Origin of the sequence: Agrococcus versicolor (assembly GCF_039531815.1) — a bacterium.
Taxonomy (GTDB): Bacteria; Actinomycetota; Actinomycetes; order Actinomycetales; family Microbacteriaceae; genus Agrococcus; species Agrococcus versicolor.
Genome location: NZ_BAAAQT010000005.1, coordinates 604,953 through 624,260 on the forward strand (window position 1 = coordinate 604,953; position 19,308 = coordinate 624,260).

Here is a 19,308-nt window from a genome sequence, read left to right on the forward strand (position 1 = left end):
GATCGAGCGTGTAGCATGGCGGGAGCACCCCTGAGAGGGGGTGACTTCGCGCGTCCGAGAACGCGACGGCCTCCACATGGTCCGGCACTGCCGGCGGGGCCTCGCAGGGCGCCAGGGGAGCGATCGCCGATCGCTCCGCCAACCGCAACAGATCAGGAGATGGCTCATGGCCGTCGTCACCACCCGCCAGCTGCTCGACAGCGGCGTCCACTTCGGGCACCAGACCCGTCGCTGGAACCCCAAGATGAAGCGCTTCATCTTCACGGAGCGCTCGGGCATCTACATCATCGACCTCCAGCAGTCGCTCGCGTACATCGACAAGGCGTACGAGTTCGTCAAGGAGACCGTGTCGCGTGGCGGCTCGATCCTCTTCGTCGGCACGAAGAAGCAGGCGCAGGAGCAGATCGCCGAGCAGGCGACCCGCGTCAACCAGCCCTACGTGAACCAGCGCTGGCTCGGTGGCCTCCTCACGAACTTCCAGACGGTCTCCAAGCGCCTCGCGGTGATGAAGGAGCTCGAGGAGATCGACTACGAGGACGTCGCAGGCTCCGGCTTCACGAAGAAGGAGCTCCTGCTCAAGCAGCGCGAGCTGACGAAGCTGCAGAAGTCGCTCGGCGGCATCCGCAACCTCCAGCGCACGCCGTCGGCGATCTGGATCGTCGACACGAACAAGGAGCACCTCGCGGTCGACGAGGCGAAGAAGCTGGGCATCCCGGTCATCGCCATCCTCGACACGAACTGCGACCCCGACGACGTGCAGTTCCCGATCCCGGGCAACGACGACGCGATCCGCTCGGTGGGCCTGCTCACCAAGATCATCGCCGACGCCGCAGCCGAGGGCCTCATGGAGCGCCACCAGGGCTCGTCCGAGGAGGCCGCCGAGCCGATGGCCGAGTGGGAGCGCGAGCTGCTCTCCGAGGGCGCCGCCGCGACCGAGGCGACGGCCGAGCAGGCCGAGGCCGCCGCGACCGAGCCCGCCGCCGACGAGGCGTCGACCGAGGCCGAGGCAGCAGCCGAGACCACCGAGGCCGCCGCAGAGACCACCGAGGCAGCAGCCGAGCCCGAGGCTGCCGAGGCGACCGAGGAGCCCGCAGCCGAGGAGCCCGCCGCCGAGGCGACGCCCGCTGACGTCGCGGCAGCCACCGACACCGACACCGAGGACGCCACCGCGTCCGCCAAGCAGTAGGGACGAGGCACCACATGGCAGTCAACATCGCTGACCTGAAGGCGCTGCGCGAGCAGCTGGGCACCGGTATGTCCGACACCAAGGCCGCCCTCGAGGAGGCCGGTGGCGACGTCGAGAAGGCCACCGAGATCCTGCGTCTCAAGGGTGCGAAGGGCAACGCGAAGCGTGCCGACCGCACCACGTCGGAGGGCCTCGTGGCCGTCGCGGAGGGCGAGCGCTCGATCACGCTCATCCAGCTCGGCTGCGAGACGGACTTCGTCGCGAAGAACGACAAGTTCATCGCGCTCGCCGACAAGGTGGTCGCCGCGGTGGCCGCCGCCGGCGCGACGACCGTCGACGAGGCGCTCGCCGCCGACGCCGAGGGCATGACGGTCCGCGAGCTCATCGAGCAGCAGGCCGCCACCATCGGCGAGAAGATCGAGCTCGTCAAGGTCACGACCCTCACGGGCGACGCCTTCGCGACGTACCTGCACCGCACGAGCAAGGACCTGCCCCCGCAGGTCGGCGTGGTCGTCGCGTTCCAGGGCGACGACGCCGAGACGGCCCGCGCGGTCGCGCAGCACATCGCGATGTTCGACCCCACGGTCGTCACCCGCGACGACGTGCCGACGGAGCAGGTCGAGAAGGAGCGCGCGCTCGTCACCGAGATCGCGCTCGGCGAAGGCAAGCCCGAGGCCGCCCTGCCGAAGATCATCGAGGGACGCCTCACGGGCTTCTTCAAGCAGATCGTCCTCGTCGACCAGGACTACGCACGCGACAGCAAGCAGACGGTCGGCAAGGTCCTCGCGGCCGCCGGCGTCGACGTGCAGTCGTTCGCGCGCTTCAAGGTCGGCGCGTAGCACGCACGCAGCATCACCCGAGGGGGGGCCGGCTCGTCCGGCCCCCTTCGTCGCGTCCGGGGGCCCTGCGCGCGCAGGACGCGCTCGCACGGGCGTCCCGTGCCTCCGGGGACCGATAGGGTCGAAGACGGCCTGGCCGCACGACCCGACGGAGCACGCATGACCGACGACGCACGCACCCGCCGCAGGCGAGTCCTCCTCAAGCTCTCCGGGGAGTCGTTCGGCGGCGGCTCGCTCGGCGTCAACCCCGACGTCGTGCAGGGCGTCGCAGCGCAGATCGCCGAGGCGTCGAAGGACGTCGAGATCGCGATCGTCGTCGGCGGCGGCAACTTCTTCCGCGGCGCCGAGCTCTCGCAGCGCGGCATGGACCGCGGGCGCGCCGACTACATGGGCATGCTGGGCACCGTCATGAACGCCCTCGCCCTGCAGGACTTCCTCGAGCAGGCGGGCGCCGCCACGCGCGTGCAGTCGGCGATCCAGATGACCCAGGTCGCCGAGCCCTACATCCCGCTGCGCGCCGAGCGCCACATGGAGAAGGGCCGCGTCGTGATCTTCGGCGCCGGCGCCGGCCTGCCGTACTTCTCGACCGACACCGTCGCGGCGCAGCGCGCGCTCGAGATCGGTGCCGACGAGGTCCTCGTCGCGAAGAACGGCGTCGACGGCGTCTACACCGCGGATCCGAAGAAGGACCCGACCGCGACCCGCATCGACGACATCACCTACCAGGACGCCCTCGTGCGCGGCCTCAAGATCGTCGACGCGACCGCATTCAGCCTCTGCATGGACAACGGCATGCCGATGCTCGTGTTCGGCATGGAGGGCGACGCCATCGCGCGCGCCATCCGTGGCGAGCGCCTCGGCACCGTCGTCCACGGCTGACCCACGCACCTAGACTGAATCGAACGGATGGAGGCGCCGTGATCAACGACGTGATGACCGAGGCCAAGGACAAGATGGCCCAGTCGATCGAGGTGGCGAAGGACGACTTCGCGACCGTGTCGGCAGGGCGGGCGAACCCCGCGCTGTTCCAGAAGCTGCTCGTGGAGTACTACGGGACGCCGACGCCGCTCGTGCAGCTCGCGGGCTTCCAGCAGCCCGAGGCGCGCGTGCTCGTCATCACGCCGTTCGACAAGTCGGCGCTCAAGGACATCGAGAAGGCCATCGTCGCCGCGCCGCACCTGGGTGCCTCGCCGAACAACGACGGCCAGATCATCCGCATCACGATGCCCGAGCTGACGGCCGACCGCCGCAAGGACTACGTGAAGATCGTGCGCGACAAGGCCGAGACGGCCCGCGTCGCGATCCGCAACGTGCGTCGCTCAGCGAAGAGCGACCTCGACGCCCTCACCGGCGAGGTGGGCGACGACGAGATCGCCCGCGCCGAGAAGGAGCTCGAGACCGCGACGAAGGCCGCCGTCGACCAGATCGACGACGCGCTGAAGAAGAAGGAAGCCGAGCTGCTCGAGGTCTGAGCGAGCCGGCTGCAGGAGGCATGCGTGGCTGAGCGCGACCCTCGTCGGATCGAGGCGCAGATCCAGGCCCAGATCCACGCGGCGCGTGAGCAGATCGAGGCCGCGAACGAGCGCGCCAGCACGCGGGCCGGACGCAACCTGCCCGTCGCGATCGGGCTGGGCGTCGTGCTCGGCGTCACGCTGCTCGCGAGCCTGCTGCTGTTCAAGGGCGTCTACGTCCTGTTCTGCAGCGTGCTCGTCGCCTTCACGCTCTACGAGCTCGCGAGCGCGCTGCGCTTCGCCGGGCGCGACGTGCCGCGTCTGCCGCTCGTGGTGCTCGGCGTCGCGCTGCAGGTCGCGACGTGGTTCCTCGGCGCCGAGGGCCTCTGGTACGGCGCGCTCGTCGCGATCGTCGTCGTCGCGCTCTACCGCCTCGTCGAGGCCGCGGTCGTGCCCTCGACGCGCACGGGCGCGCGAGCGATCGCGACCGACATCTCCGCCGGCGCGTTCTGCATCGCCTACTGCGGCGTGCTCGGCGCGTTCTCGGTGCTCCTGACGGCGCAGCCGGGCGGCGAGCTGTGGACGCTCGGATTCCTCGGCCTCGCGATCGTGAACGACACGGGCGCGCTCGCCGCCGGCGTGCTGCTCGGCAAGACGAAGCTCGCGCCGCGCATCAGCCCCGGCAAGACGTGGGAGGGCTTCGGCGGCGCCGCCGTCCTCGTGGTCGCCGCCGCCATCGTCATGGGCGTCCTCATGCTCGACGTGCCGTTCTGGTACGGCGCCATCATCGGCGTCGCGATCCTCGCGACGGCGACGATCGGCGACCTCGCCGAGTCGCTCATCAAGCGCGACCTCGGCATCAAGGACATCGGCACGTTCCTGCCCGGCCACGGCGGCTTCCTCGACCGCCTCGACTCGAGCCTCCCGAGCGCCGTCGTCATGTACGCGCTCTACGAGATCTCCAGGCTCGCATCGCTGTGACCGCCCCTGCCACGAGCGCGCTGCGGATCCGGCGCACGCGCATCGTGAGAGGATTCCAGGCATGAGCGCCACGTTCCCGAAGGTTCGTCGCGGCCAGCTCGGCTACGACGTCGAGCAGGTCGAGGACTTCCTCGAGGACGCTCGCCGCGCGTACGCGAGCGACTCGCCCACGGCCCTCGACTCGTCGCAGATCCGCCAGGCGTCGTTCGCGCTGGCGAAGTCCGGCTACTCGCCCGCGCACGTCGACGCGGCGCTCGAGCGCCTCGAGGAGGCGTTCGCGAACCGGGAGCGCGAGCGCGGCATCGCCACGAAGGGCGAGGCTGCGTTCTTCGAGTCGATCCGCCTGCAGGCGGAGGAGACCCTCGCACGGCTGCAGCGTCCCGACGGCGAGCGGTTCCGTCGCGTCGGGTCGCTCACGAAGGGCTACCGCGTGGCCGACGTCGACGCGTTCGCCGGCCGGCTCGCCGACTACCTCGCCGACGGCCCGGAGATCACGCCGCGCGAGGTCCGCACCGTGCAATTCCCCGCGCAGCGCGGCGGCTACGACGAGGACCAGGTCGACCTCGTGCTCGACTCGGTCGTCTCGCTCATGCTCGCGGTGCGCTGACGCGCGAGGTCGTCGCGGGCGGGACGCTCGTTACCATCCCGTGATACGGTCGAACCTCATGTTCTCTCGTACCGATGCCTCGTCGCGCCGCGCTCGCACGCGCGGCGTCGTCTCGATCCTCGCGCTCGTCGCGGCCAGCGGATTCGTGGCGGTGTCGATCGTCGACCCCAGCGTCGCGACCTACGCCGAGTCCGGCGGCCTCGAGAGCGAGAACCTCCTCGGCCAGGGCGTCGACGAGGTCTCCGGCTCCGGCGACTCGGTGACGCGCGACGACCTCGTCGTCGAGAGCCCGACGCCGACCCCGACGCCCACCCCGACGCCGTCGGCGGCACCCGCTGCCGCAGGTGCGACGGCCTCGGGCTCGGCCCCCTCGATCCCGTTGCCGACGGTCGCGGCACCCGACCCGGGCTCGGCCCAGGCGGTCGCGCGCGACATGGTGCTCGCACGCGGATGGGGCGACGACCAGTACCAGTGCCTCTACAGCCTGTGGCAGCGGGAGTCGGGCTGGAACGTGTACGCGCAGAACGTCTCGAGCGGTGCGTACGGCATCCCGCAGGCGCTGCCGGGCTCCAAGATGGCCACGGCCGGCGCCGACTGGCAGACGAACGCCGCGACGCAGATCTCGTGGGGCCTCGGCTACATCGCCGGGCGCTACGGCACGCCGTGCGGCGCGTGGGGGCACTCCGAGTCCGTCGGCTGGTACTGAGCCCATGCCCGGGCGCAGGCCCAGGCGCAGGCCGACCGAGCACGTCCCGCTGGACGTCGACCGCATCCTGCTCGGGTCGAAGCGCACCGAGACCCGCATGGGCTTCGCGTGGACCGTGCAGCCCATGAGCTCGACCAACGCGCAGAAGGCGTATCGCTGCCCCGGCTGCGCGACGCTCGTCGAGCCCGGCGTCGCGCACGTCGTGGTGTGGCGCGCCGACAGCATCTTCGGCGACCGTGCCGTCGAGGACCGCAGGCACTGGCACGACGCATGCTGGAGGGTCGCATGACCGAGATCCGATCCGCCGTCGTCCTGCCGGCACGCCGCGAGGACGTCGAGCTGCACACGATCGACGGGCTCACGCTCGTCGGCGAGCTGTCGCTGCCGCCCGAGCGCGAGCCCGTCGCGACGATCGTCTTCCTGCATCCGCTGCCGACGCACGGCGGCTTCATGGACAGCCACGTCATCCGCAAGGCCGCCGCGCGGCTGCCGGCCATCGCCGACGTCGCGATCCTGCGCTTCAACTTCCGCGGCGTGACGTCGCCGCGCGGCACGAGCGACGGCGCGTTCGACGGGGGAGCGGGCGAGGGTGCCGATCTCGTCGCCGCGCTGGGCCTCGTCGCCGAGCGCGGCCTGCCGACGCCGTGGCTCGTCGGCTGGTCGTTCGGCACCGAGGTCATCCTCAAGCACGCCGCGCACGCCCGCATCGCCGGCGCCGTCCTGCTGTCGCCGCCGCTGCACCGCGCGACCGACGACGACCTCGACCGCTGGGTGGGCGGGCCGCCACTCGTCGCCGTCGTGCCCGAGCTCGACGACTACCTGCGCCCGCCCGAGGCGCGCGAGCGCTTCGCCCGCGTGCCCGGCCTCGAGGTCGTCGACGTGCCGGGCGGGCGCCACCTGTGGGTGGGCGAGGGCCAGGTGCGCACGGTGCTGACCGAGATCGTGCGGCACGTGCACCCCGAGGCGCTGCCGCTGCCGACCGAGTGGAGCGGGCCCGTCGTCTCGACGAGGCAGGAGCGCTAGCCGAGGCTAGAGCGCATCCTGTCTCGGGATGACGACCTCCTTGAGGATCAGCTGGATCGCCGCGGCGACCGGGATCGCGACGAGGGCGCCGAGGATGCCGAGCAGCGTGCCGCCCGTGAGCGCGGCGAGCACGACGACGACGCCCGGCACCTTCACGGCGCGGTTCATGATCTGCGGGCTGAGCACGTACGCCTCGAACTGCATGTAGACGGCGTAGTAGATCGCCACCGGCAGCGCCGTCTGCGGGCCGTCGAGCAGCAGGACGAGCAGCGAGATCGTCACCGACGCCGTGATCGTGCCCACGAGCGGGATCGTCGACGCGAGGAACGCGAGGAACGCGTAGACGGCGGCGAGCTCGGATCCGACGATCGAGAGCATGATGAACGACAGGACGCCGTTGCACAGACCCAGCAGGAACTGGCCGGTGACGAACTTGCCGATCGCCGCCATGATCTCCTCCGCGATGCGGATGAAGGTCGGGCGCTGCGAGGCGGGAACGAGGCGGTACATGGCCGACTTCAGCGAGGGCAGCGAGCCCATGAAGTACAGCATGAGCACGAAGATGATGAAGCCGCCGAAGAGCGTCGCGGCCGTGGCGCCCACGGCGCCGATGATGCTCGTCACGATCCCGCCGAGCTGCGGCGGGAGCGACGCGTACGTGTCGGGGTCCTGCAGCGCCTGCAGGGTGTCGTCGATCATCGCCTGCCAGTCGAGGCCCGGGAAGGTCGCCTGCGCCCAGTCGAGCATGTCGTCGAGCAGCCCGGCCTGGAAGGCGGCGATGATGCCGGCGATGAGCGCGGAGAACTGGTCGACGATCGCGGGGACGACGATGAGCACGATGCCCGTGAAGGCGCCGAGGATGACGATGATGACCGTGAGGACCGCGAGCCACCGCGGGAAGCGGTGCCGCGTGAGGAACTGCACGATCGGGTCGATGCCGAGCGCGAGGAAGATCGCGGCGAAGGCGTAGATGAGGACGGAGGAGATCTGCCCGATCGCGCCGGCGATCGCGATGGCGAGCAGCACGCCGAGCCCGCCGAGCAGGCCGATCTGGAACGCACCCTTGACCCTCATCCGGCAAGCATAGGGTGCGCATGCGCGACTCCTGGACACCTCGGATGGGAGCCCCACTGCCGCCTCGGGTACCCTGGATGGCTGGACGCCGCGGCTCGACCATCCGTCGCCGCGCGGAGGGAACCTGCATGCGATATCTTCTGTCGGCCGTGAGCATCGTGCTCGCGCTGACCTGCTTCGCGCTCGCCATCGGCCAGCGCACGATCTGGGCGCCGCCGCAGACGATCGTCGAGCAGCTGCAGGAGCCCGTCGAGACTCCCGTGCTCGTGCTCGGTGGCGACGTGCTCGCGACGCACGACGGCCGCCAGACCATCACGGTCGCGGGCGAGGGCACCGTGACGGCCGTCGTCGGCCGCACGAGCGACGTCCTCGGCTGGATCGGCGAGGGCGACCACTCGATCGTCGTCGCCGAGGAGGAGGGCCTCGCGCTCGACGCCGAGACCGGCGGCGAGGCGACGGTGCCGGAGATCGCCGGCAGCGACCTCTGGGTCCAGGAGGTCACGGGCGAGGGCGAGATCTCGCTCGAGCTCGCCGCACCCCTCGACTACTCGATCGCCATCGTGAGCGACGGCACGGCCGCCGCCCCGAGCGACGTGCGCGTCGAGTGGCCCAACGAGCGGTCGATGCCGCTCTTCGGCCCGCTCATGGCCGCCGGCTTCGTCTTCGCGGCGCTCGCGCTGCTCCTGCTGCTGCTCGCCGTGCGCCGGCACCGCAGGCACCGCGGCCCCCAGCGTCGCCTGTCGCCGGCCCCGTCGCGGCGCGAGCGCCGCGAGATCGAGCGCGGCTCGCGCCGCGGCCTTCCCGTGGCCCCGCCCGCCATCGAGGCCACGTCGCCCGACGCGCCCGTCGACGACGCGTCGACCCCCTCCGACGTCCCCGCGTCGGGCGACGTCCCGTCGTCGGACGCTCCGAGCGCCGAGCCGGAGACGCCCGGCACGGATGCCGCGTCCGCCGACGACGTCCGCCGCACCGAGCGTCGCGCCGTGCCGCGCCACCGCGCCGTGCTGCGGCGCATGCGCCTCGTCGTGCCGATCGCGATGGGCGCCGCGCTGCTCACCGGCTGCGGCCCGCAGTACTGGCCCGATCTCGCGCAGCCGTCGGCGTCGCCGTCGGGCACGCCCGAGCCCACGAGCCTCGAGGACACGCTCCCGCCCGCGGCCGTGACCGTGCGGCAGTTCGAGCGCATCCTCGCCGACACCCGCGAGGTCGTCGCGGCGGCCGACGCCGCCCTCGACCCGGCCCTCGCGGCCGAGCGCCTCGGCGGCCCGCAGCTCGAGGCCCGCGAGGTCAGCTACGAGGTGCGTGCGGAGGACGGCAGCGTCGCGGCCGCCACGGGCATCCCCGACGGCGACGTCGAGCTGCTGCTGCCGCAGCAGAGCGAGGTGTGGCCGCGGTCCGTGCTGGCCGTCGTCGGCTCGCAGGACGAGACGCAGGCGCAGTCGGCGCTCGTCTTCGTGCAGGAGACGGCGCGCGACGACTACCGGCTCGTCTACCAGTACCGGCTCCAGGGCGGCAACCAGCTCACGGGCGCGTCGGCCGACGTCGGCGCTCCCGGCCTGCCCGCGAACACGCCGCTGCTCGCCCTCGCCCCCGAGTCGATCGCGGCCGCCTACGGCGACGTGCTCGTGAACGGACCGAACTCGTCGTCGGCGGCGCGCTTCCCGGCCGACAACGACACGCTGCAGGAGCAGATCGGCTACGACTACAAGCAGGGGCTCGTCTCGGCCGACACCGGCCAGAACGCGAACATCGCGTTCGCGGTCGGCGAGGACGACCAGCCGCCCGTGACGCTCGTCGCCGACGCGGACGGCGGCGCGTACGTCGCGACGTCGTTCACCGAGTCCACGACGTACACGCCGCGCGAGGAGGGCGTCACCGTGAGCCCACCCGCCGGCGCCGTCTCGGTGCTGTCGCCCGTCGCCGAGTCGTCGACGGGGCTCACCGTCACCTACCAGCTGCAGGCCCTGTTCTACGTGCCGCCCACCTCGGGCGACGATGAGGAGCAGCCGCTCGTGCTGCTCGGGTACGCGCAGGCCCTGCTCGACGTCCAGGAGGTCCAGGGATGACCGATCGTCTGCCCGCGTCGATGGCGGGAGCCGTCGACCTGTCCGGCCTCGCGGCGCGCCACGCGCGACCCGCGGCACCGCAGCAGCCGGGCGCGCAGCCCTCGGGTGCGCCCCAGGGCGCTGCGGGCGCCGTCGGCGTGATCGTCGACGTCACCGACGCCGACTTCCCGCAGATCGTCGAGCTGTCGAAGACCGTCCCGGTCGTCATCGACATCTGGGCGGAGTGGTGCGGGCCGTGCAAGCAGCTCACGCCCATCCTCGAGCGGCTCGTGACGGCCTACCAGGGCCGCATCGTGCTCGCGCGCGTCGACGCCGACCAGAACCCGCAGCTCGTGCAGGCCTTCCAGGCGCAGTCGATCCCCACGGTCGCGGCCGTCATCGGCGGTCGCCCGGCAGCGCTCTTCACCGGCGCGATCCCCGAGGCGCAGGTCGCCGACGTGCTCGAGCAGGTGCTGGCGTTCGCGGCCCAGGAGGGCATCACCGGTCGGCTGCCGGTCGGCGAGCCGGGGGACGAGCCCCAGGAGCCGCAGGAGCCGCCGCTGCCGCCGCTGCACCAGGAGGCGCACGACGCGCTCGAGCGCGGCGACCACGCGGCCGCGATCGACGCCTTCGAGCGCGCGGTCGTCGCCAACCCGCGCGACGGCGAGGCCATCGCGGGGCTGGCGAACGTGCGCCTGCTCGATCGCCTGCACGGCACGACGGCCGACGCGGTGCGACAGGCCGCCGCCGACGCGCCCGACGACCTCGAGGCGCAGATGCTCGTCGCCGACCTCGACGTCTCCGGCGGGCACGTCGAGGACGCCTTCGTGCGGCTGCTCGACCTCGTCGCGGCCACGACCGGGCCGCAGCGGCAGGACGTCCGCCTCCGGCTGGTCGACCTGTTCGAGATCGTCGGCTCCGACGACCCGCGCGTCGCGCAGGCGCGGCGCCGGCTCACGACGCTCCTGTTCTGAGCGGTCGGCGCCCACGCGCCGCTCGCACGCGAGGAGGGCCGGATCGGCATCGCCGATCCGGCCCTCGTCGTTCGCGGCTCAGCGCTCGGGCGTGAGCAGGAGCCCCGCGAGCGGCGGGATCGTGAGCGTCGCGGACGCCGGGCGACCGCCGAACGCCTCGTCGGTCGCGTGGACCGTGCCGAGGTTGCCGACGCCCGATCCGCCGTACTCCGACGCATCCGAGTTCACGAGCTCGGTCCACGGCCCCGACTCGGGCAGCCCGATGCGGTAGTCGTGCACGGGCCGACCCGAGAAGTTGTGGATCGCCGCGACGGGCCTGCCGTCGTGGCCCCAGCGCAGGAACGCCACGACGTTGTCGGACGAGTTGCCGCCGTCGATCCACTCGAAGCCCTGCGGCTCGGAGTCGCGGCCCCACAGGGCCTCCTGCTCGCGGTAGACGCGGTTGAGGCGCCCCACGAGCCGCTGCAGGCCCTGATGCGCCGGCTGGTCGAGGATCCACCAGTCGAGGCCGCGCGACTCGCTCCACTCGCTCGGCTGGCCGAACTCCTGGCCCATGAAGAGCAGCTGCTTGCCAGGATGCGCCCACATGAACGTGAGGTAGGCGCGCACCGAGGCGAGCTGCTGCCAGTGGTCGCCGGGCATCTTGCCGAGCAGCGAGCCCTTGCCGTGCACGACCTCGTCGTGGCTGATCGGCAGCGTGAACGTCTCGGAGAACGCGTAGAGGAACGAGAACGTGATGTCGTGGTGGTGGTGGCCCCGGTACATGGGGTCGACCTGCATGTAGCGGAGCGTGTCGTGCATCCACCCCATGTTCCACTTCATGCCGAAGCCGAGGCCGCCCTGGTCGGTCGGCTGCGTGACGCCCGGCCACGACGTCGACTCCTCGGCGATCATGACGATGCCGGGGCAGCGGCGGTAGGCGGTCGCGTTGACCTCCTGCAGCAGCGAGATGGCCTCGAGGTTCTCGCGGCCGCCGTGCACGTTCGGCACCCACTGGCCCTCGGCGCGCGAGTAGTCGAGGTAGAGCATCGATGCGACGGCGTCGACGCGCAGCCCGTCGACGTGGAACTCCTCGAGCCAGAACACCGCGTTCGCGACGAGGAAGTTGCGGACCTCGCTGCGCCCGAAGTCGAAGACGTTCGTGCCCCAGTCGAGCTGCTCGCCGCGACGCGGGTCGCCGTGCTCGAACAGCGGCGTGCCGTCGAAGCGCGCGAGCGCCCACTCGTCCTTCGGGAAGTGCGCCGGGACCCAGTCGACGATGACGCCGTAGCCGGCGCCGTGCAGACGATCGATGAGGTACTTGAGGTCGTCCGGGTGCCCGAAGCGACTCGTCGGCGCGTAGTAGCCGGTGACCTGGTAGCCCCACGAGCCGCCGAACGGGTGCTCGGCGAGCGGCAGGAACTCGACGTGCGTGAAGCCCGTCTCGTCGAGGTAGGCGATGAGCGGGTCGGCCATCTCGCGGTACGAGAGGCCGGGGCGCCACGACGCGAAGTGCATCTCGTACACCGACATCGGGCCCTGGTGCGGGTCGGTCTGCGCGCGGGCGCGCATCCACTCGTCGTCGCTCCACTCGAACTGCGACACGCCGGTCTTCGACGCCGTCGCCGGCGGCACCTCCGTGAAGCGCGCGAACGGGTCGGCGCGCCGCACCCAGCCGTCGGCGGTGAGCAGCTCGTACTTGTACGCGTCGCCCGGTCCGACGCCGGGGACGAAGAGCTCCCAGATGCCGGAGACGCCCATCGAGCGCATGGCGTGGTCGGTGCCGTCCCAGCCGTCGAAGTCGCCGATGACGCGCGCGGCGCGCGCGTTGGGCGCCCACACGGCGAACGACGTGCCCGCGACGCCCTGGTGCTCGCGCACGTGGCTGCCGAGCACCTCCCAGGCCTGCTCGTGCCTGCCCTCGTGCCACAGGTGGGCGTCGAGCTCGCCGACGGTCGGCAGGAACCGGTACGGGTCCTCCGCCTCGTGCGGCACGCCGTCGTCGTACGTGGCGCGCACGCGGTACGGCATGACCGGTCCGGGCACCGAGCCCTCCCACACGCCGTGGCCGACGTGCTCGAGGGCGACGGGGTCCGCACCCTCCGGGATGGCCTCGACCGTCACGGCGAGCCTGCGCACGACGCGCACGACGTGGTCGTCGCCGCTCGGATGGGCGCCCAGCACGTCGTGCGGGGTCGCGTGCGTGCCGCTCGCGAGCCGCTCGAGGGTGGCGTCGTCGATCTTCGTCATGGGTGCCTCACGTGCAGGATGTGGACGGGCTCGACGAATGCGTCGAGTCGGACGAACGCGTCGTCGCCCCACTGCCACACCTGGTCGGTCACGAGGTCGTGGACCTCGAACGTCGAGCCGGGGGCGAGGCCGAGGGCGGCGAGGTCGAGGTGCACCATCGTCTGGCGCACCGAGTGGGGGTCGACGTTCGCGACGACGAGGATCGTGTCGGTCTCGCCGGAGGGCGTGAAGCGGCCGTCGAGGTGCTTCGAGTAGACGAGCACCGCATCGTCGTCGCTCCAGTGCACCGTGAGGTTGCGCAGCTGCTGCAGCGCGGGGTGCTCGCGGCGGATGCGGTTGAGTCGCGTGAGGTAGGGCGCGATGGACGTGCCGAGGCGCTCTGCCCGGTCCCAGTCGCGATCCTTGTACTCGTACTTCTCGTTGTCGACGTTCTCCTCGGAGCCGGGACGCGCGACGTCCTCGATGAGCTCGTAGCCGGCGTACACCGCCCAGGACGGCACGGCCGTCGCGGCGATCGCGGCACGGATCTTGTACGCCGGGACGCCGCCGAACTGCAGGAACTCCGTGAGGATGTCGGGCGTGTTCGTCCAGAAGTTCGGACGGAACCACGCGGCCTGCTCGCCGGAGACCTCCGCGAGGTACTCCGCGAGCTCCTCCTTCGAGTTCCGCCACGCGTAGTACGTGACGGACTGCTGGAAGCCGACCTGCGCGAGCGTCTGCATCATCGCGGGACGCGTGAACGCCTCCGCGTGGAACATGACGTCGGGGTGACGGTCGGTGATCTCGCGGATGACCCACTCCCAGTACCAGACGGGCTTCGTGTGGGGGTTGTCGACGCGGAAGATGCGCACGCCGCAGTCGATCCACTGCTCGAGCAGCCGCACCGTCTCGGCGCAGATGCCCGCGGGGTCCTGGTCGAAGTTGACCGGGTAGATGTCCTGGTACTTCTTCGGCGGGTTCTCGGCGAATGCGATGGTGCCGTCGGGCAGGTGCGTGAACCACTCGGGGTGCTCGGTGACCCACGGGTGGTCGGGTGCGCACTGCATCGCGAAGTCGAGCGCGACCTCGATGCCGTGCCGCCCGGCCTCCGCGACGAAGTCGCGCAGGTCGTCGATCGTGCCGAGGTCGGGGTGGATCGCGTCGTGGCCGCCGAGGTGCGAGCCGATGGCCCACGGGCTGCCGGGATCGCCGGGCGCTGGCGTGAGGGTGTTGTTCGGTCCCTTGCGGTTCACCTCGCCGATCGGGTGGATCGGCGGGAGGTAGAGCACGTCGAAGCCCATGGCGGCGACGCCGGGGATGCGCGCCTGCGCCGTGCGGAACGAGCCGGAGATCCAGCCGTCCTCCGTGCGCTGCGCACCCTCGGACCGGGGGAAGAACTCGTACCACGAGCCCACGAGGGCGCGGGAGCGCTCGACGCGCAGCGGCACGTCCTCGGACGTGGAGACGAGCGCGCGCGGCGGGTGCGCGCGCACGGCGGCGTCGACGTCGGGGCTCGACGCCGCGTGCCAGCGCGACTCGGGGGAGCGGTCGGCGTCGCGCAGGACGGCGGCGACGTCGGCGAGCGACGCGGGCCCGGAGGCCTGCTCGATCGACCGCTCGAGCAGCAGGGCGCCGAGCTCGAGCATGACCTCGACGTCGATGCCCGCACCGATCTTGATCTCGGCATCGTGCATCCACGTGCCCCAGTCGTCGCTCCAGCCCTCGACGTGCCAGGACCACATGCCCTGCTCGTCGATCGCGGCGAGCGCCGAGTACCGGTCGGTGCCGGGGGCGACGAGCGCCATGCGCTCGCGGTGCACGGCGCCCGAGGGCGCGGTGAGCACGAGCGTCGCGCCGATCTGGTCGTGGCCCTCTCGGAAGACGGTGGCCGAGAACGCCACGACCTCGCCGACGACGGCCTTCGCCGGGTGCGGCGAGCCGGGGATCACGGGGAACAGGTCGCGCACGGGGATGCGGCCCGTGCGCGTCTGCGTGCGCGGGTCGTCCTGCCCGCCGGGCGCGGCGGGTGCCGGCTCGGCCGCGTACGACGGCGCCGTCGGGGCGGCCTTCGGCGCCTCGGACGGTGCCTCGGGCTGCTCGGGCTGCTCGGGCTGCTCGGGCTGACCGGGCTGACCGGTCGGCGGTGCCTGCTGCGTCGCCGTCGCGTCGGGCGCGGCTGCGGGCTCCGGCTCGGGCACGACCGGGGGCTGTCCGGCAGACGTCGTCGCCGACGCCGCGGGACGCGGCGCCGACGCGGGGCGTCGCAGGCCGAGGGTCGGCGCGCGCGGCGGCTCCGCGGGTGCCGCCGGCTCCGCGGGTGCCGCCGGCTCGGCGGGTGCGGGCGGCTCGGCGGGCGCTGGGGGCCCGGCCGGCGCCGGCGGATCGGACGGCGGCTCGGCCGCCGACTGCCCGGGGGCATGGTCGGGCACCACCGCCTCCGGAGGCGTTGCCGCCTGCTCGGGCTGCCGTCTGGTGAACGCGCCTCGGCGCTTCTCCTTCGCCACGAGCCCCACGCTATCGAAGCGGCGGGCGCACCCCGTGCCGGAGGTGGGGGATTGCGGGGCCCTCGCCCCCGTGTGCTATCCGGCGTCGGGCAGGCGACGCGCGCGGATCCGCGCCGGAGACGCTCCCATGCACGCCCGCGAGGTCGCTACGCTGCCCTCGTGAAGGCCATCCGCACGTTCACCGTCCGATCGTCGCTGCCCGAGAGCCTGCGCCCGCTCGAGGCCCTCGCGACCAACCTGCGCTGGTCGTGGCACGAGCCCACGCGCGAGCTGTTCCGCGAGGTCTCGCCGGACGCATGGCTCGGTGCGGGCCACGATCCCATCCAGATGCTCGGGCGCGTCGGCCAGGACCGCCTCGCCGAGCTCGCCGCGGACGAGGCCTTCGTCGCACGCGTGCACGGGCTGGCGCAGGGCCTCGAGGACTACCTGTCGGAGGCGCGCTGGTACCAGTCGCTCGAGGCGGCGCCCCGCTCGATCGGCTACTTCTCGCCCGAGTTCGGCATCACGAGCGCGCTGCCGCAGTACTCCGGCGGCCTCGGCATCCTCGCGGGCGACCACCTCAAGGCGGCGAGCGATCTCGGCATCCCCATCGTCGGCGTCGGCCTCTTCTACCAGTCGGGCTACTTCCGGCAGGCGATCTCGAGCGAGGGCTGGCAGCAGGAGTCGTACCCCGTGCTCGACCCCGACGGCCTGCCGCTCACGGTGCTGCGCGACGACGCGGGCGCGCCCGTGCTCGTCTCGCTCGCGCTGCCAGGGCACCGCACGCTCCACGCGCGCATCTGGGAGGCGCGCGTGGGTCGCGTGCCGCTGCTGCTGCTCGACACGAACGTGCGCGAGAACGCCCCCGAGCTGCGCGGCGTCGCCGACCGGCTGTACGGCGGCGGCGGCGAGCACCGGCTCGTGCAGGAGCTGCTGCTCGGCATCGGCGGCGTGCGGGCGCTCGCGGCCTACGCGGAGCGCACCGGTCGCGAGCTGCCCGAGGTCTTCCACTCGAACGAGGGCCACGCGGGCTTCCTCGGCCTCGAGCGCATCGGCCGGCTCGTCGCCCAGGGCCTCGCGTTCGACGAGGCGCTGCGCGTCGTGCGCGCCGGCACGGTCTTCACGACCCACACGCCCGTGCCCGCCGGCATCGACCGCTTCGACGCCGCGCTCGTGCGCGCGCACTTCGCGTCGGGCGAGCTCGTGCCCGGCGTCCACGCCGACGACGTCCTCGCGCTCGGCGCCGAGGACGACGCGGCCGTCTTCAACATGGCACGGCTCGGCTTCGCCCTCGCGCAGCGCGCCAACGGCGTCTCGCGCCTGCACGGTCGCGTGTCGCGCGAGATGTTCGGCGCGCTCTGGCCGGGCTTCGACGGCGAGGACGTGCCGATCGGCTCGGTGACGAACGGCGTGCACGCCGCGACGTGGACGTCGCCGCACCTCAAGCGCCTCGCCGCCGACGTGCTCGGCGTCGGCGACACGACGAAGGCCGACTGGGGCTCCGAGGCGCTCGGCGACGACCGGCTGTGGTCGGTGCGACGCGACATGCGCGCCCAGCTCGTCGAGGAGGCGCGGCGTCGCACGCGCGCGCAGCACGAGCGCAACCAGGGCACGGCGCCCGGCTGGATCGACCGGCTGCTCGACCCCGACGTGCTGACGATCGGCTTCGCACGCCGCGTCCCCACCTACAAGCGGCTCACGCTCATGCTGCACGACCGCGAGCGCCTGCGCGCGCTCCTCACGCATCCCGAGCGGCCCGTGCAGCTCGTGATCGCCGGCAAGTCGCATCCTGCGGACGAGCAGGGCAAGCAGCTGATCCAGGAGCTCGTGCGCTTCTCGCAGGACCCCGCGGTGCGCGAGCGCATCGTCTTCCTCGAGGACTACGACATCTCCATGGCGAAGACCCTCTACCCGGGCTGCGACGTGTGGCTCAACAACCCGCTGCGCCCGCTCGAGGCCTGCGGCACGAGCGGCATGAAGGCCGCGCTCAACGGATCGCTCAACCTGTCGATCCTCGACGGCTGGTGGGACGAGCACCACGACGGGCAGAACGGCTGGGCGATCCCGTCGGCGAACGAGCGCGTCGACGCGGCGACGCGCGACGCGCTCGAGGCGACGGCGCTGTACGAGCTCGTCGAGCACCAGGTCGCCCCGCGGTTCTACGACCGCGACGAGGGCGGGCTGCCGCGCACGTGGATCCGCTCGATCCGGCACACGCTCGAGGCGCTCGGCCCCGAGCTGAGCGCCGAGCGGATGCTGCAGCAATACGTGCGCGACCTGTACGCGCCCGCCGCGGTGGCCGAGCGCGCCATCGCGGCCGACGACTTCGCCGCGGCGCGCGAGCTCGCGGCATGGACCGCGCGCGTGCGTGCCGGCTTCGGCGACGTGCGCGTGCTGCACGTCGAGATCGACGGCGTCGACCGCACGCCCGTCGTGGGCGACGTCATCGACGTCCGCGCGTTCGTCGAGCTCGGGTCGCTCGCACCCGAGGACGTGCGCGTGGAGGTCGTCTCCGGCCGCATGGGCGAGTCGGGCGAGCTGCACGACACCGAGCCGCATCTGCTGCGGCACGAGGGCGCCGCGGCGTCGGCGCACCGCTTCGCGGCGGCGCTGCCCGTGGGCCGCGCAGGCACGTTCGGCTACGGCGTGCGCGTCGTGCCGTCGCATCCGCACCTCGCGACCGTCGCCGAGCTCGGGCTCGTCGCCCTCGCGGGCTGAGGCGCTCGGCGCGGACGCGCAGGACGGGCCCGCCGACGACCGGCGTCGGCGAGCCCGTGCCCGAGGGTCAGGCGTGCGAGCGGCGGCGCGCCAGCAGCAGCGCGGCACCGGCGAGGAGCACGAGGACCGCGGCGACGACGACGAGCGGCTCGTGCGCGGCACCTGTCTGCGGCAGGCGCTCGTCGGCGGCGGCCGACGGTGCCGCGGACGTCGTGGGCGCGGGGGCGACGGCCGACTGCGCGGGTGCCGCCTCGTTCGGCGTCGTGCCCGCGGGCGGGGCGCTGGGTGCTGCGGATGCGCTGGGGCCTGCGGATGCGCTCGGCTCCGGGTCGGTGGAGGGGCTGGGCTCCGGGTCCGCGGACGCGCTCGGCTCCGGGTCGGCGGAGGCGCTCGGCTCGGGATCCGTCGAGGGGCTGGGCTCGGGGTCTGGGGAGGGGCTGGGCTCGGGATCGGGCGCGTCGACGAACGAGAACGTCGTCGTGCCCGTGAAGTTGAACGAGCCGGAGCCGGGCTGCACGAGCGCCCAGGTGGCCGAGAGCACGTCGTCGGTGCAGGTGGTCGTGAGCGCGAACTGCGACGAGTCGCCGCCGAAGAGCGCGTCCTCGACGAGCGTGACCGGGCAGATCCCTGCGGCGGCGACCTGCACGCGCACGTCCGTGAAGTCGCACGGCGCGTCCGGGCTCACGGCGATCGTCATCGGGGAGGCGGCCGTGTCGACGTCCACCTGCAGGCTCCCGCACCAGCCGGAGGGATTCGCCACGAGGTCGGTCGCATCGAGCTCGGAGCCCGCGCCGATCGTCGCGTCCTGGACCTCGAAGACGGCGGCGCCCTGGCGCTGCGATGCGCCCGAGGGGTCGGTCAGGTCGATCTCGACCCGGATGTCGACGGTGTCGGGCGGCGCGGCGACGGCCGTCTGCGCAGCCACCCCCGCTCCGAGGACGACGAAGGAGAGGCCGAGGACGGCGGCACCGAGGAGACGACGAGGCATGGAGCGAACCCATTTCTGTGAGGTT

General features: G+C 72.6%; 16 protein-coding genes. 12 read left to right on the top strand and 4 right to left on the bottom strand.

Features of this window, described 5'->3' with window-relative positions; genetic code table 11:
• The first annotated feature begins 166 nt into the window (after window positions 1-166).
• The 9 genes from rpsB to ABD249_RS05775 all read left to right on the top strand — a co-directional run bounded on the left by rpsB (window position 167) and on the right by ABD249_RS05775 (window position 6,793).
• Complete coding sequence (rpsB, locus tag ABD249_RS05735; protein ID WP_344341360.1) at window positions 167-1,186, top strand: 30S ribosomal protein S2; 1,020 nt, start codon at window positions 167-169, stop codon at window positions 1,184-1,186.
• A gap of 14 nt (window positions 1,187-1,200) precedes the next feature.
• A complete protein-coding gene (tsf, locus tag ABD249_RS05740) occupies window positions 1,201-2,025 on the top strand; it encodes a translation elongation factor Ts (RefSeq protein WP_344341362.1) in 825 nt (274 codons plus the stop codon).
• Window positions 2,026-2,184: 159 nt separating this feature from the next.
• Entirely contained in the window at window positions 2,185-2,904 is a 720-nt protein-coding gene (gene pyrH, locus ABD249_RS05745; protein ID WP_344341364.1) for a UMP kinase, read from the top strand.
• 38 nt (window positions 2,905-2,942) lie between these two features.
• A complete protein-coding gene (frr, locus tag ABD249_RS05750; protein ID WP_344341366.1) occupies window positions 2,943-3,497 on the top strand; it encodes a ribosome recycling factor in 555 nt (184 codons plus the stop codon).
• Window positions 3,498-3,521: 24 nt separating this feature from the next.
• Window positions 3,522-4,457: a phosphatidate cytidylyltransferase gene (locus tag ABD249_RS05755; protein ID WP_344341368.1), complete on the top strand. Its 936-nt coding sequence runs from the start codon at window positions 3,522-3,524 to the stop codon at window positions 4,455-4,457.
• Window positions 4,458-4,518: 61 nt separating this feature from the next.
• Entirely contained in the window at window positions 4,519-5,064 is a 546-nt protein-coding gene (locus ABD249_RS05760; RefSeq protein ID WP_344341370.1) for a DivIVA domain-containing protein, read from the top strand.
• A gap of 58 nt (window positions 5,065-5,122) precedes the next feature.
• On the top strand, window positions 5,123-5,770 hold the full coding sequence (locus tag ABD249_RS05765; RefSeq protein ID WP_344341372.1) for an aggregation-promoting factor C-terminal-like domain-containing protein: 648 nt from the start codon (window positions 5,123-5,125) through the stop codon (window positions 5,768-5,770).
• A 4-nt stretch (window positions 5,771-5,774) separates the two neighbouring features.
• A complete protein-coding gene (locus ABD249_RS05770) occupies window positions 5,775-6,059 on the top strand; it encodes a hypothetical protein (protein WP_344341374.1) in 285 nt (94 codons plus the stop codon).
• The gene (locus ABD249_RS05775) at window positions 6,056-6,793 is read left to right on the top strand and encodes an alpha/beta hydrolase (RefSeq protein WP_344341376.1); all 738 of its coding nucleotides are present in this window, start codon (window positions 6,056-6,058) and stop codon (window positions 6,791-6,793) included. The genes ABD249_RS05770 and ABD249_RS05775 overlap by 4 nt, the downstream gene beginning before the upstream one ends.
• Before the next feature lie 6 nt (window positions 6,794-6,799).
• On the opposite strand, the gene ABD249_RS05780 is transcribed toward ABD249_RS05775, so the two are convergent.
• Window positions 6,800-7,867, bottom strand: coding sequence for an AI-2E family transporter (locus ABD249_RS05780; RefSeq protein ID WP_344341379.1), 1,068 nt, complete (start codon window positions 7,865-7,867; stop codon window positions 6,800-6,802).
• A gap of 128 nt (window positions 7,868-7,995) precedes the next feature.
• On the opposite strand from ABD249_RS05780, the gene ABD249_RS05785 reads away from it, so the two are divergent.
• Window positions 7,996-9,933, top strand: coding sequence for a DUF8094 domain-containing protein (locus tag ABD249_RS05785; protein ID WP_344341381.1), 1,938 nt, complete (start codon window positions 7,996-7,998; stop codon window positions 9,931-9,933).
• Window positions 9,930-10,886: a tetratricopeptide repeat protein gene (locus tag ABD249_RS05790; protein WP_344341383.1), complete on the top strand. Its 957-nt coding sequence runs from the start codon at window positions 9,930-9,932 to the stop codon at window positions 10,884-10,886. Before ABD249_RS05785 ends, ABD249_RS05790 begins: the two co-directional genes overlap by 4 nt.
• 78 nt (window positions 10,887-10,964) lie before the next feature.
• On the opposite strand, the gene glgB is transcribed toward ABD249_RS05790, so the two are convergent.
• Both glgB and ABD249_RS05800 read right to left on the bottom strand, forming a co-directional pair.
• On the bottom strand, window positions 10,965-13,115 hold the full coding sequence (glgB, locus tag ABD249_RS05795; protein WP_344341385.1) for a 1,4-alpha-glucan branching protein GlgB: 2,151 nt from the start codon (window positions 13,113-13,115) through the stop codon (window positions 10,965-10,967).
• A complete protein-coding gene (locus ABD249_RS05800) occupies window positions 13,112-15,598 on the bottom strand; it encodes an alpha-1,4-glucan--maltose-1-phosphate maltosyltransferase (protein ID WP_425546289.1) in 2,487 nt (828 codons plus the stop codon). The genes glgB and ABD249_RS05800 overlap by 4 nt, the downstream gene beginning before the upstream one ends.
• A 159-nt stretch (window positions 15,599-15,757) precedes the next feature.
• Between ABD249_RS05800 and glgP the strand changes: the two genes are divergently transcribed.
• Window positions 15,758-18,295, top strand: a complete 2,538-nt coding sequence (glgP, locus tag ABD249_RS05805) for an alpha-glucan family phosphorylase (protein WP_344341387.1) — start codon at window positions 15,758-15,760, stop codon at window positions 18,293-18,295.
• 67 nt (window positions 18,296-18,362) lie between these two features.
• On the opposite strand, the gene ABD249_RS05810 is transcribed toward glgP, so the two are convergent.
• Window positions 18,363-19,283 carry an LPXTG cell wall anchor domain-containing protein gene (locus ABD249_RS05810; protein ID WP_344341390.1) on the bottom strand — a complete coding sequence of 307 codons (921 nt, stop codon included), beginning with the start codon at window positions 19,281-19,283 and terminating at the stop codon, window positions 18,363-18,365.
• Window positions 19,284-19,308: the final 25 nt, after the last annotated feature.